The organism is Paenibacillus brevis (genome assembly GCF_018919145.1).
GTDB lineage: Bacteria > Bacillota > Bacilli > Paenibacillales > Paenibacillaceae > Fontibacillus > Fontibacillus brevis.
In genome coordinates this window covers 147,258-160,190 of the sequence record NZ_JAHLQJ010000009.1, presented here as the reverse complement: position 1 = coordinate 160,190, position 12,933 = coordinate 147,258, and the positions used below count along the sequence as shown (strand labels likewise).

Here is a 12,933-nt window from a genome sequence, read left to right as displayed (position 1 = left end):
GTTCCACTATAATGGGTGATATTATCGTATCATTTTTTGCGTATATAGCAACAACATGTATGAGGTGAATCTTCTTTGGCTAAAACCAACCAAAAGTCCGGTGCGCTAACTCCGGCGAAAGTATTATCTTACGGCTTCGGCATCATCATTATTCTGGGTACCTTCTTGCTGTCGCTAGGACCGGCTTCTGCTGACGGCAAGCCGATGAGCTTGATCGATGCCCTGTTTACGGCTACCTCTGCAACCTGTGTCACAGGTCTTGCCGTCGTGGACACCGGCACTCATTTTTCCCTCTTCGGACAAGTTGTGCTGCTCCTTCTGGTCCAAATCGGCGGTCTGGGCTTCATGGTCATCGGTACCTTGATCGCGCTCGCCTTCAACCGCCGCATCTCGCTCCGGGACCGGCTGGTGCTGCAGGAGGCAATGAACTATAACTCGATGGAGAATCTCTTGACCCTGCTTCGCCGGGTCATTCAGTATTCGCTTGCTATCGAGGGCATCGGAGCCCTTCTGCTCGCTGCACGATGGGCGGTCGATATGCCGCTTGGACAGGCGCTCTATTTCGGGTTGTTCCACAGCATTTCTATCTTTAATAATGCAGGCTTTGATCTGTTCGGCTCGATCCACGGGAAATTCAGCGGCTTGGCTGAATATGCAGGCGATCCTTATGTCAATATCGTTGTCATGGTGCTGATCTTCCTCGGCGGAATTGGCTTTATCGTGATTTCGGATCTGCTGCACTATCGCCATACCCGAAAGCTGACCTTGCACTCCAAGGTCGTGCTCAGCATGTCCGGCATTCTGATTGTTGCAGGGGCTTTGTTGATCCTGTTGCTGGAAATGAGAAATCCGGCTACCCTGCAATCCGAATCCTTCGGCGACAAGCTGCTGGGCTCCTTCTTCCATTCCATCAGCTCCAGATCCGGAGGAGTCACCACCTTGAGTGTTGCGGAAATGGAGCATTCAACACAGTTCTTGCTCATTCTTTTGATGTTTATCGGCGCAGCACCCGGATCAACCGGGGGCGGGATCAAGGTTACCGTCTTCGCAGTGCTGCTTGGAGCCATGTACGCCATGCTGCGGGGGCGTGAGGATATTGTGTTTTTCCGGAGAAGACTGTCTAAGGAATCCATCATGCGGGCTATTACCCAGACCTGGCTGGCCTTAATCCTCGTTGTCTTAACAGGAATGATCCTCTCGACGCTGGAGGACCGCGAGTTCTTGCCGCTGCTGTTCGAGACGACTTCCGCTTTCGCGACCGCCGGACTGAGTCTGGACTTGACTCCGCGCCTAACGGATATCAGCAAGGTGATCCTCTGCATCGTTATGTTCCTGGGCCGGATCGGGCCTGTTACACTGGCATATGCAATCACGCCAAAATCGGAGAAGGAGCTGTACAAATATCCGGAGGGGAAAATAACCATCGGTTAATTGGAACAAGCTTCTTAATCGTAGTATGATAGTAAAAAAACCTATTCCATTAGTTGTGGAGGAGACGAAACCATGTCCAATTTTCAAGACAAGCTGCAAAAATATGCCGATCTGGCAGTCCGAATCGGTGTAAATGTCCAACCCGGTCAAAATCTGATCGTCGTAGCAACGGTTGATTCCGCCGAGCTGGTGCGCCTGATCGTTAAGCAAGCGTATGAAGCCGGAGCAAGATTCGTTAAGGTGAACTGGACGGATGATACCGTAACGCGTCTCCGTTATGAGAAGGCTGCTGATGAGTCGTTCCTTGATGATCCGAAATGGTATGCAGGCGAAATGCTCGAATATGTAGAGAATGGTGCTGCCGTGCTGCATGTGATCTCTTCCGACCCGGATTTATTGACAGGTATTGATCCGCAGCGCATTACGAATCACCAGAAGACCTACGGCAAGGCGATGAGCAAATACCGTGAGCTGCAAATGGCCGACAAATTCAGCTGGTCCATCGTGGCAGTACCCTCCAAGAGCTGGGCAGCCAAGGTGTTCCCCGAGCTTCCGGAGAACGAGCAAGTCGACGCCCTCTGGGAAGCGATCTTCAAGACGGTACGGATCGATCAGCCTGATCCGGTTGCCGCATGGAAAAAGCATATCGCCAACCTCACGCAAAAATCAGAGTATCTGAATAGCAAGAAATATAAGAAGCTTCACTACATAGCTCCGGGTACGGATCTTACGATCGAGCTTCCGAAGGGACATCTATGGGTTGCTGCCGAGAGCTTGAATGCCCAAGGCAACACCTTCCTGGCGAATCTTCCGACCGAGGAAGTGTTCACCGCTCCGCTGAAGACCGGCGTGAACGGAACCGTGTCCAGCACGAAGCCGCTTAGCTACAACGGCAACATTATCGACGAGTTCCAGCTGACCTTCAAGGACGGACGGATCGTTGATTATTCCGCCAAGGTAGGGGAAGCGACGCTGAAGCAGCTGGTTGAGCTGGATGAAGGCTCCCATTATCTTGGCGAGGTTGCCCTGGTTCCTCATGGTTCACCGATTTCCCAGTCGGGTATTTTGTTCTACAATACCTTATTTGATGAAAATGCCTCGAACCACCTGGCGATCGGAAATGCTTATGCCTTCAACCTGGAAGGCGGCAAATCAATGACCCGCGAGGAATTGAACCAGCATGGCCTGAATGCAAGCTTCGCACATGAAGACTTTATGGTCGGCTCCGCGGAAATGGACATCTACGGCGTCACTGCCGACGGAACGGAAGAGCCTGTATTTGCTAAAGGAAATTGGGCGTTTTAACAGATTGTTCAGCCCGGTCCATATACGTTGAACCTCCATTACCCTGCCGGATGAATTCCGGCAGGGTGATTTGTTCTATGCTTGAACGGGTAACATGTCTGCAAAGGAGGAATGAGCATGAATCATCTTAGCGATTCACAATTGCGCACGCTGGAGCATGCCCTGCTGGAGGAACAGCGGGAGCTGGAACATCATTTTGATAACTCCGGCGAAGACTCCCTGTCCGATTCGACCGGCGAGCTCTCTGCTTATGACAACCATCCTGCCGATATAGGCACTGAACTATTTGAACGCAGCCGGGATCTGGCCATTGATGATAATCTGAAGCAGCGAATGAGCGAAATAGGAGAAGCATTGGGCCGAATCCGCCAAGGCACATACGGAAATTGTGTCATCTGCGGTCAAGCCATTCCCTATGAACGATTAATCGTCATGCCATATACAGAATTTTGCACAGAACATGCACGAAAAGAAGCTGAGGAACAAGGCCTCACGTCACGCCCTGTGGAGGAAGACCTCATCACTCCCCCGCCTGCCCGTCCGGATGAGATCGGCTGGCAGCATAGCGGACGATTTGACGATGCAGGCGCTTGGCGTACAGTGGAGCGCTTCGGCAATTCCGATTCGCCTGCCATGGCAGCACGCCGCAACAGTGGTGATTATGAATCGATGCTGCCGGATGAAGAAGATCCTTCCTGATGATTAATGGCATGAACAAACAACAAAGAAGGCTGCTTTGTCCGCAGTTTTGCGGACAGAGCAGCCTTCGAATTTCTTAGGCGCCGGCTTCCTCGATCGGTACGAATTGCCGTTTGAGCAGCTTGACGCGTGAGATTCGTTTATGATCAATTTCCTCTACACTAAACAGATGTCCTTCGTATTCCACGAATTGCCCGACAGTTGGCGGCAGAATCTCAATTCGCGAATACAGCCAGCCGCCGATCGTATCGTAATCCTCACAATCCAGCTCGAAGCCAAAACGGTCATTGACGGATTCGATCAGCATCAGCCCATCAATCGAAAATTCATCCTCGCTCTTCTGCTCGATGCCAGGACGTTCTTCATCAAATTCATCCTGAATTTCCCCTACGATCTCTTCGACGATATCCTCCAAGGTCACCATTCCCGAAGTACCGCCGTATTCATCGATCAAGATGGCAATCTGCGTCTTTCCACGCTGCATTCGCTTCATCAGTTCACTGATCTGAGTCGATTCCGGCACCGCCATAATCGGTCTGACCAGTTCACGGTAATCCTGTGTGCTTGAGCGGATCAGATCCTTGATATGAATGAATCCGATAATATGATCCTTATCTACATTACACACGGGATATCTCGTGCGTGTCCCGTCCAGAGCGATCGTCAGGTTTTCTTCCAGTGAATTTTGCGTATAAAGACATATCATTTCCGTACGGGGAATCATGATTTCTCTTGCACTGGTAGCCGTGAAGTCAAAAATATTGTCAACCAGCGACATTTCGGTACTGTCGATTAATCCGCTCTCCGAGCTTTCCTTCATCATCACCCGGATTTCTTCCTCAGTATGCAGACGATTCTGTCCTTCCAAAGGCGTGATTCCCACCAACCGAAGTAATCCAGAAGACAAGTGGTTCAGTACCCAGACAACAGGATACATGATCCGGTAAAAGACAAGCATTGGCCTCGCCCACAACAAGGTTATTTTCTCATATTTTCGGACGGCGAAAGACTTTGGAGCTAATTCTCCAAGCACGATATGTAGAACTGCGATCAAGATAAAGGATATAGCGAGTGAAGTTACATGCGCAGCACGGTCAGTCAATCCGGCAGCCTCAAACACCGGGTCCAACAATCCCGCTACCAGCGGCTCGCCGAGCCATCCCAAACCTAGTGAACAAAGCGTAATTCCCAGCTGACAGGCTGATAAGTATCCGTCCAGATGTTGAAGCAGATTTTTAGCAATGACGGCACTTTTGCGTCCTTCTTCGATTAAGGCATCCATTCGGCTGCTTCTGATCTTGACGATGGCGAACTCCGCAGAGACAAAGAAACCATTCAGCAGCACCAATAGCAGCATTAATCCTAATGAAAAAAGACTCGGTAAAGGGTCAGTCAATTTGTTTCCTATTCCCGCCACAAATTCGGAGAATAGGAGCACCTCCTTCGCGGTATAGAGTGAACAGAACAAGCTCATCTCCGTAATATGAATATTTATAATTAATTATATAATTATACACTACACAGTCAAACTTTGGTCTATGACAGATAGCCAGGCTTTCGGTCAAAAATAATCCGTTCAAGCGTGCTTTTAGTGAAAAAGGGCGAGTTAGCTGGGGCAACGTGTGAAGGGTGCCTACGATCGCTGTTGTTCGCGGATTTCTCTGATTGGACTTTCAGCACACTTCACATATGCCCTTGCTACTTCGCCTTAGGAGTTTAACTATAATGCAGTTTGCATATGGCTGTGCCGCAAACTGCAGCAATGCAACATGCACATACAGTGCTGCAAGATGCAATACAATTTGCTGCTCTGCAATAAGCTTGCCGCCTGCGGTATGCAAGCAGGTACTGCTCGTAAGCCTACCGCTATGTAGCTTGTATGGGATACTTCGATCAAGCCTTGGCAAAGCCCCCTGCATAGCAACTCGCGCGTTTAGCTTTTCACATTGTATGCAGTTATTGCTGGAGTTGGAGCTCGTGCGGCACGCTTCAGTAGAGCCTGCAATACATCAGCGTCATCCGGTTTCCTTATATGCCGGATATGACTAGCTTGTATGTACATGCCGATGAATTCAAGTGCTCTGCCATCGCATAGAAAGCCTTGGATGAGCTACTATAGTGCATCCGGCACTATAAAGCCGAACTAAGTAGGATGCGTAAAAAGGGCATAAGTGTGAAGGGTGCTGTAGAAACGGAGTGGTCGCCTTTGTGAGCGGATTTCTACCTTGCTATGGTTTACTCAATCAAGAAATCCGCGAACAACAGCGATCGTAAGCACCCTTCACACGTTGCCCCAGGCACGCAAAATCAATCTTTAAACGGTTTTATCCTATACTGCCGCGCTTTCGCCGTCTATCCTATCTTGTTGTAGGCATGTTGCCGATGGTTCCCGGGTATTGATAGACAAGCGGCTGGTCAAAGGTCGCATAGTTCAGATTCACCATCAACAGAATGGTCCGTACGCCGGTTGTAGGATCGCTGATAATAATATGATCTCTTCCTGCTGCTTCAAGCACACCCTTGAATATTTTTGCATTCCATTCCGAATTGTTCTCATAGGTCATATAAAATGTGCCGACTTTGCCCAAATTCAGCCTTAAAATATTCTCGATGTACGATTGTTCGTAGGCGGGAATTTGCACCGGTACTACAGTTCCGGAAGACGTCATTGGACTCCCGCTTGGAACGTTAGGCGGCATGGTCTGGGTCTGCTGGACGGCATAAGGCATAGGTCCGTTCATCATCGGGTAGGGACGGAATCCCGCGCCTCCTTGTCCGAATGCCCCTTGCTGAAACGTTGAATTGAACATGTGGATAAATCCTCCTTCTATTTTCTTGAAGTTAGTAGACCTGCGGACAATCCCCCGCAGTAGGAGCGAAGAAGCAGTGGGCTTTAAAGCGTCCGGTGTTTTGCTGGTTATACCATGTAGACGGGCAGCCTCCTGCCGGTCTGAAGAACCATAAAGCATTGGAAGCGGGATGAATCTTTTCACCATTAATGACTCTTCTTGCCAGAGCTATATCACGTTCCCGAGCACCTTGGTAAAAGTATCCCTTCTGGGTGGCTTCGAATCCGCCCGGAGATTGGAAGACCATGTCTCTCATGCTACGGATGTCCCGGAAATCCAGGCAATTGCCCAGGATCCGGTTTACGCCGACATTACCGACCATCAGCATACCTTCCAGCCCTTCTCCTTCTGCCTCGGCCCGGATCAATCTGGCTAACAGCTTAACGTCTTCTGAGTTCGTTTGAATTACAGCCAAGTTTCTATTCCCTCCTTCCCTTCTTCTCCAGTGGTGTATTTTATGTGCGATAGCCCAAGGAGGTGCATATACAAAAAGTTATTTCAGGCTTGTCAAGGGGTAATCATTAAATAGGTTGTGAATGCGATTACAATTTTGAATATTTAGTGTCTATTTCTATGGACGCGCTTACATGAATAGCATATACTAAGATTGATAAAGCTTGGTGCCCCTTTGCGTTCTCTACCATGTGCATGATCTAAACGTTTGTTTTCAACAACCTTTTAGGAGGTTCCCACATGAAAATCGCAATTATTGGCGGCGGTCTGGCCGGGTTGACTGCTGCGGCATACTTATCCAAAAGCCCGGAGACGGAAGGAACTGTGTTTGAACGAAGTCCACAGCTTGGCGGGCGGGCATTTACTTATGAGAAATCCGGATTCACTTTGAATTTTGGCGCTCACGCTGTTTATGGGTTCGACCGGCACACCCTGCAGATGATGGAACAGGAGCTCCAGCTTCATTTTGACAGCAAGCAGGTTGACAAGCGAAAGGTTGTCTATGCCAAGAATGGTGTCCTCACCCCTGCTCCGCTTGATTTTGTAAACATTATGAAGACCGATGTGCTTACGGTAAAGGAAAAACTGAGGTTTGTGGCCGAGGTTGCTGCAGTGATTGGGAATGTGCATCATCTGAAGAATTTTGCCACGCTCGGAGAATATCTCGACCAGGCGCATTCCTCGGAAGATGTGAAGGAACTATGGGAGCATCTTGTCTGCTCCAACTTCTTCATCACTCCGGAAGATGCACGGCAAGTATCCGGTGAGGTTATCGCAGAATATTATCATAATTTATTTCTCTCTACTCGGCCGGTCAACTATATCCTTGGCAGCTGGTCCACCATTACGAATCAATTAGCCGACAAGATTCGCAATAATCGCAGATGGGACATTGCGGTGAAGGATGCTGTCGAATCTATTGATTATGTAAATGGACAATTCAGATTAAAGACCAAGACTAGGGATGAGTTGATCTTTGATCAGGTCATTATGGCCATGCCGATTCAACAAGCGGGGAAGCTGCTGGACTCTACGCCGTGGGCGGATAAACTTTCCGCCTATAATGCTAACAGCTGCACAGAGGTGCTCGTATACGACGTCGGCTTCAATCACGTCGTTGCCCGCCCCTTCCACTATATCAGCGATATGGATCATAAAGTCTTTATCAGTGACGTATCGGCCACAGATCATACGGTGGCTCCAGCCGGTGGCCAACTGCTCCAGGGCATTGCTTATTTGAATGACACCTTTGAGGATGAAGAGCAGAAGAAGCACTACCTGGATGAAAGACTGCAGCAGATGGAAGCACTATTCGATACGTATTACCCGGGCTGGCGGGAACACGCTGAAGTGAAGAGAGTATCGAAGAAGGCCATGGTGTCCAGTATTAAGAATATTCACTCCAACCAGCTCCTTCCTGTCCAGCTTCCCGGTACGCCGCTCTTCTTCTGCGGTGACGGCTGCGAGGGTAAGGGCGAGTTGGCCGAACGCTCATTCTCAAGCGGGCGAGCGGCCGCGCAACAGATTCTCGCCGAGAGATTACAGTTGCATGCGGTTGCACAATAGAAGCTGAACCCACACAAAAAGAGCTGTTCCCTCGGGACAGCTCTTGATTTTATCCTTAAAGTTAGTAGTGCCTATACTCTTGCATCCCCGTGGTCCGATAGGCCCTTCTCATCCGCTCAAACCCGAGATAGCGCGTTCCCTGAAACGTTAGTTTGCCCTCATCACCCTCCGAGCACTGCCCATATTCCTCTCCGCTCACTGTGAACTCCAACCGGTCTCCGCTCTCCACCTCAAAGGTTACAAAGTATTTGGAATCCGTGCGATTCACCGACAGATCGGGATCATGACGATGGGACACCTCTGTACGCTTGCCTACAATGAGGGAATGGACGCTGAGCATAGGCTTCCGGCTGTTGGATACATGACGATGAATGCCGCTGACTGTAGTAATAGCAAGAATCCCGACCAAGACGACGATGAAGATTGGAAAAGCAGAGTTCATTATATCGAACATTTCTACCCACGATTGCATGCTTCCCCTCCTTATCGCGCAAGCTAGCGCTTTTCGGTCATCCTCCCTTTTCATTCTCATGTATATGCTCTTAGATCGAAAACTTGTATTCACGTCCCAGGTAAATTATTCAAGCCTTGTCCCGTTTTTTTGCAAAAAAATAACCCTCGCCCGGGATGCGCGAAGGTTACGCCGGATTCTCGTTCTTTTTATGCATAGTATAATTGCAGCAATTCTCTGGTCTCTTCAGCGTTCTCTTCCGGCGCAGCGCATAATCCTTGCTCTGCCCAACAAGCCTGGCAAGTCTCTTCGGTCGTGCACAGATGAGCATCCTCGCAAGTGTAGCAGAATTGCAGGTAGTTACGGGTTACGTTTTCTTGGTTGACTGTTTTCATCATGACTCACACTCCTAAGGTTTTGTATATGATTGAACTTGCATTTCTCTCATTTCTTCTTACAAGTTAAATATATCACAAAGTTTTTGGAGTGCACGTGATAAATTTCACAAAATGATGAACTTCATGAAGAAAGTCACATTGTATATTATTTTTAAAGTACCTGCCAGGTGGCTCCTCCATCCATGGTCTGCATAAGCAACGAACGGTTATTATCACTCTGTCCTACTAGCAGCCAACCAAATTGAGAATTGAAAAATTGTATCTTAAGAACTTTAGGATACTCTAGAACAATTTCAGAAAGCTTCGCACTCTGAGGAAGCAATGACCAATTTGCTCCGAGATCGGTTGTATGGTAGACCGATGACCCATGGAGCGACCACCCTTCCCTGCGGTTCAGGAAGGTCGTTGCCTTGGCAGCTGAATCTCCTTGCTGCCAAGGCACAGAGAAAGGCACGAAGCTCCATGAAGCTCCTCCATCCTCAGTGAAGTATCCCTGGTATTTAATATTATCCTCTTTTACACAACCAAAAGGAACCCATCCATACTTCGTGTTGCCACGGAAGAATTCCGGGGCATCCACATTGAGGCGCGAACAGGACGAAAACTTCGAATGATCGAACCATCCCTCCACTTTACTCCAGTTCACACCGCTGTTTGTCGTTTTGTAAAGAGATGGCTGGCCGGCTTCAAGCACACTAACAAACCCATGGTTCTTATCTGTAAAGCTCATTCCGGAGATGACCCCGATTTTAGGCAGCTTGTTAAGGCGTGCTGATGCATCAGCAGCAATGATCGGCGTACTCATGATTTTCTTCCAGGTTGCGCCGCTATCTTTGGTTGAATAGACAGCCTTTGCCTCGCTGCTGGCTCTGTAATCGCCTTCGGTAACAATCCAGCCTTGTTCTGCATCAAGGAAGAAGACAGATACAACCCGGGCCGTATCAGGCAAAGAAGCCATTTTCCAGGTCAGACCGCCATTATTCGTCCGCAGAACAATAGCCTCGCCAGAGCTGATCGCATTTCTAACAATCCATCCTGTATCATTATTCAAGAAGAAGATATCCTTCCCAAATTCAGGATTGCTGGAAAATAAGACCGAAGAGGACGGAGAAATATTCGTCCAGGTTACACCGTTGTCCTCGGTGCGGTATAGACGGAGCTCATTTCGTGTAGACCCCCATGCCAGCCCTGTCGTCGAGCTGAGCAGGTGAAAATCTGTGAGCCGGGTCTGGATTTGATACTTCTTCCCATCCGCCGGCTGTTCTACTTGTATATTTGAATCGATAGATTCAGGGTTAATGATCGTGAGCGTCTGTCCCTCTTCCTGCGTATCCTCAATAGAGACTGGGCTGTTCGCAGGAATTGATGGGTCCGCCGAGCAAGCCGCGAGCAGCATCCCCATGATCAACAAGGCGCTGATGAAGCGTAGACAGCTGTTCATTACGGAATACCTCATTTCCAGTCTGTCAGACTTAGTAGAATCCATGCAATCTATTATACCATCCGGATCATAAACGATCATCCTTGGCAAAATTTACAGGGAAATGCATCTCAGGCTTATAGACGGCGAAGGAATAACCTTTTTTCTGCAGATAATCAATGATGTCGGGAAGAGCCTGAACGGTCTGAGACTTTTCATGCATTAAAATAACTTCGGTATCCCGGTGAACCTGACGCTTCACTTCCTGAATGATTTTATCCGGCTTGCCCGTATAGTTCCAGTCTTTGGAGTCTACGGTCCAATCCCACATTTTGAAGTTAGCTTCTGCCAGACGGTCGCGAATATCCGCATTCACTCCCGGCTTGCTGCCATAAGGAGCCCGAATCAGCCAAGGTGTCGTTCCCGTAAGCTCATTCACCAAAGCCTGTTCCTGTTGATATTCCTTTAAGAACGGGTCCGCCTTCCCGCTATCATAAAGCTTCTTCTTGCTGTGACTCATGCTATGAAGCCCTACATAATTTCCCAACTCGATCGTCCGGTTGACGGATTCCTCATGATCCGTCAATTGACTGCCAATCATGAAAAAGGTAGCGTGTATTCCCCGTTTTTGCAGCAGATCCACTATTGTATCGGTATATTTACTCGGTCCGTCGTCAAAGGTTAGATAGACTACTTTCTGTGCAGAGACCGTGGATTGAGTATCTGTCTTCTCTGACGAAGCCGGAGTCTTGCCTGTGTTTGCTATACTCTTATCTTCCGTGCCAGGTTTAACAGCCGGCTTCTCGGTTAAAGCAGCTCCTTCAGAGGAGCTGTCCTTGGGCTTCGGTGTTGAGACCTGCGGTACGGTGACCGGTGAAGCTACTGGGGGAGGGGTCTGCATTTCTGCTCCCGTCGCCGACTTGGATCCATGGATAATTTGATTAGTTGCATAAGCAGACATAACAATCGAGATAGACGATAGAATGAGAGCGACAGTGACTAGCGCTTTCATCGTTTTGCCTGATCTGTGCTGTGAACGGGACGTGGTGCGGCTTTCGGAAGTAGGATGATTTATCATGGCTATATCAAGATCCTCTCTCTATCTGATGATATAACTAGAATAATATAAAACTGCCCTCCTCGTCCTTACAGAATGGTTACATCTACGGTTACAAAGTTATTACTTCAATAAAAGGAAACAGAAAATATGTTATGTTAACTTATTGAGTTAAGTAATGAATTGTCTTACTTTTTTGTATCCGCAATTTTGCCTATTAACTTCTGTTTCATGTACAATAATTAGAGTAAGTAAGTACATAACCGCTCATGATGCTGAACAACCTAAGAGTGGTTGAATCCAGATGTAGGGAGATGGTCTCATGAATACGCAATTGCGTTCCAGCAGAGTGGTCATTATCGGAACCGGAGCCGTTGGAACAACCACGGCATATACCCTGTTTCTTCGGGAACGTGTATCTGAACTGGTTCTGATCGATGCGAATAAAGACAAAGCATTGGGCGAAGCCCTGGATATGAATCATGGACTTCCTTTTACAGGAGGCGTGAAGATTTGGGCTGGTGATTACAGCGATTGCAAGGATGCGGATGTTATTGTGATTGCCGCGGGTGCTTCACAGAAGCCAGGTGAGACTCGCATTGATCTGCTCAAGCGGAACGCTGGAATCTTCGACAGCATTATTAAGAATATTGTGCAATACAATGATCACGGGATTATTCTGGTCGCGACTAATCCGGTTGATATCTTGAGCTATGTGTCCCTGCGCAAGAGCGGCTTCCCCTCCAACCGTGTCATCGGTTCAGGGACCTTGCTGGACAGTGCCCGATTCCGTTATTTGATCGGTCAAAATAAAGGGATTAATCCACGCAGCATTCACGCGCATATCGTCGGTGAGCATGGAGATTCGGAGCTTCCGCTATGGAGCCTCGCCAATGTCGCCGGAATCAGTCTGGAGTTCTCCGAACAGGACCGCGAGGAGATTTTCAATAATACAAAAAATGCTGCCTATGAAATCATCAATGCCAAGGGAGCAACCTCTTATGCTATCGCATTGGCACTTGACCGGATTATTACCTCCATCCTGCAGGACGAAGGCTCTGTATTGAATGTCTCAACCCTGCTGACCGACTACAACGGCGTGTCAGATGTGTATCTTGGCGTTCCATGTATCGTTGATGGTTCCGGGGTTAGACAAGTGCTTGAGCTCGAATTAGGCGATCAGGAGCTGGCGCAGTTCCAGGCCTCAGCCAATAAGCTCAAGGATGAAATCAGCAAGCTGGATTTGTAAAAAGAAAGGCGACAAACGCGGGCCCCGCTTAAGGTCACGGATTTGTCGCCCTTTT

At 48.6% G+C, this 12,933-nt stretch carries 12 protein-coding genes; 5 read left to right on the top strand and 7 right to left on the bottom strand.

Annotated features, from left to right (window positions below; genetic code table 11):
- Window positions 1–75: 75 nt before the first annotated feature.
- The 3 genes from KQJ23_RS12070 (at window position 76) to KQJ23_RS12060 (ending at window position 3,435) form a co-directional block, all read left to right on the top strand.
- Window positions 76–1,431: a TrkH family potassium uptake protein gene (locus tag KQJ23_RS12070; RefSeq protein ID WP_216479132.1), complete on the top strand. Its 1,356-nt coding sequence runs from the start codon at window positions 76–78 to the stop codon at window positions 1,429–1,431.
- A gap of 72 nt (window positions 1,432–1,503) precedes the next feature.
- On the top strand, window positions 1,504–2,736 hold the full coding sequence (locus KQJ23_RS12065) for an aminopeptidase (protein ID WP_216479131.1): 1,233 nt from the start codon (window positions 1,504–1,506) through the stop codon (window positions 2,734–2,736).
- Window positions 2,737–2,853: 117 nt separating this feature from the next.
- Entirely contained in the window at window positions 2,854–3,435 is a 582-nt protein-coding gene (locus tag KQJ23_RS12060) for a TraR/DksA C4-type zinc finger protein (RefSeq protein WP_216479130.1), read from the top strand.
- Window positions 3,436–3,511: 76 nt separating this feature from the next.
- Here the strand turns inward: KQJ23_RS12060 and KQJ23_RS12055 are convergent, their stop codons facing one another.
- The 3 genes from KQJ23_RS12055 to KQJ23_RS12045 all read right to left on the bottom strand — a co-directional run bounded on the left by KQJ23_RS12055 (window position 3,512) and on the right by KQJ23_RS12045 (window position 6,699).
- Window positions 3,512–4,792: a hemolysin family protein gene (locus KQJ23_RS12055; RefSeq protein ID WP_249529719.1), complete on the bottom strand. Its 1,281-nt coding sequence runs from the start codon at window positions 4,790–4,792 to the stop codon at window positions 3,512–3,514.
- A 1,000-nt stretch (window positions 4,793–5,792) separates the two neighbouring features.
- On the bottom strand, window positions 5,793–6,179 hold the full coding sequence (gene gerQ / locus KQJ23_RS12050; RefSeq protein ID WP_249529718.1) for a spore coat protein GerQ: 387 nt from the start codon (window positions 6,177–6,179) through the stop codon (window positions 5,793–5,795).
- A gap of 97 nt (window positions 6,180–6,276) precedes the next feature.
- On the bottom strand, window positions 6,277–6,699 hold the full coding sequence (locus KQJ23_RS12045) for a cell wall hydrolase (RefSeq protein WP_216479127.1): 423 nt from the start codon (window positions 6,697–6,699) through the stop codon (window positions 6,277–6,279).
- A 278-nt stretch (window positions 6,700–6,977) separates the two neighbouring features.
- On the opposite strand from KQJ23_RS12045, the gene KQJ23_RS12040 reads away from it, so the two are divergent.
- Complete coding sequence (locus KQJ23_RS12040; RefSeq protein WP_216479126.1) at window positions 6,978–8,303, top strand: FAD-dependent oxidoreductase; 1,326 nt, start codon at window positions 6,978–6,980, stop codon at window positions 8,301–8,303.
- Between the two features lie 61 nt (window positions 8,304–8,364).
- Here KQJ23_RS12040 and KQJ23_RS12035 read toward each other — a convergent pair whose 3' ends face one another.
- The 4 genes from KQJ23_RS12035 to KQJ23_RS12020 all read right to left on the bottom strand — a co-directional run bounded on the left by KQJ23_RS12035 (window position 8,365) and on the right by KQJ23_RS12020 (window position 11,650).
- Window positions 8,365–8,775: a DUF2500 domain-containing protein gene (locus KQJ23_RS12035; protein ID WP_216479125.1), complete on the bottom strand. Its 411-nt coding sequence runs from the start codon at window positions 8,773–8,775 to the stop codon at window positions 8,365–8,367.
- A 188-nt stretch (window positions 8,776–8,963) separates the two neighbouring features.
- On the bottom strand, window positions 8,964–9,152 hold the full coding sequence (locus KQJ23_RS12030) for a hypothetical protein (protein WP_430522297.1): 189 nt from the start codon (window positions 9,150–9,152) through the stop codon (window positions 8,964–8,966).
- 151 nt (window positions 9,153–9,303) lie between these two features.
- A complete protein-coding gene (locus tag KQJ23_RS12025; RefSeq protein ID WP_216479124.1) occupies window positions 9,304–10,593 on the bottom strand; it encodes a WD40/YVTN/BNR-like repeat-containing protein in 1,290 nt (429 codons plus the stop codon).
- Between the two features lie 67 nt (window positions 10,594–10,660).
- Window positions 10,661–11,650 (bottom strand): polysaccharide deacetylase family protein, encoded by a 990-nt coding sequence (locus KQJ23_RS12020; RefSeq protein ID WP_216479123.1) that lies wholly within the window; start codon window positions 11,648–11,650, stop codon window positions 10,661–10,663.
- 301 nt (window positions 11,651–11,951) lie between these two features.
- Between KQJ23_RS12020 and KQJ23_RS12015 the strand changes: the two genes are divergently transcribed.
- The gene (locus tag KQJ23_RS12015) at window positions 11,952–12,878 is read left to right on the top strand and encodes an L-lactate dehydrogenase (protein WP_216479122.1); all 927 of its coding nucleotides are present in this window, start codon (window positions 11,952–11,954) and stop codon (window positions 12,876–12,878) included.
- The last annotated feature ends 55 nt before the right edge of the window (window positions 12,879–12,933 follow it).